The following is a 646-nucleotide window of genomic DNA, read 5'->3' as shown; positions in this document are numbered from 1 at the left end:
TTGGCTTAGAAGCAGCCATCATTTAAAGAAAGCGTAATAGCTCACTGGTCGAGTCGGCCTGCGCGGAAGATGTAACGGGGCTAAACCATGCACCGAAGCTGCGGCAGCGACACTATGTGTTGTTGGGTAGGGGAGCGTTCTGTAAGCCTGTGAAGGTGTACTGTGAGGTATGCTGGAGGTATCAGAAGTGCGAATGCTGACATAAGTAACGATAAAGCGGGTGAAAAGCCCGCTCGCCGGAAGACCAAGGGTTCCTGTCCAACGTTAATCGGGGCAGGGTGAGTCGACCCCTAAGGCGAGGCCGAAAGGCGTAGTCGATGGGAAACAGGTTAATATTCCTGTACTTGGTGTTACTGCGAAGGGGGGACGGAGAAGGCTATGTTGGCCGGGCGACGGTTGTCCCGGTTTAAGCGTGTAGGCTGGTTTTCCAGGCAAATCCGGAAAATCAAGGCTGAGGCGTGATGACGAGGCACTACGGTGCTGAAGCAACAAATGCCCTGCTTCCAGGAAAAGCCTCTAAGCATCAGGTAACATCAAATCGTACCCCAAACCGACACAGGTGGTCAGGTAGAGAATACCAAGGCGCTTGAGAGAACTCGGGTGAAGGAACTAGGCAAAATGGTGCCGTAACTTCGGGAGAAGGCAC

General features: G+C 53.3%; 1 rRNA gene. It reads left to right on the top strand.

The window, feature by feature from the left end:
• Positions 1–646: ribosomal RNA gene (locus ACJHWR_RS25285) — 23S ribosomal RNA — on the top strand; the annotation flags it as partial.

The sequence above is a fragment of the Escherichia sp. WS568 genome, from assembly GCF_046486085.1.
Lineage (GTDB): Bacteria > Pseudomonadota > Gammaproteobacteria > Enterobacterales > Enterobacteriaceae > Escherichia > Escherichia coli.
This window is presented reverse-complemented; position numbering and strand designations above follow the sequence as displayed.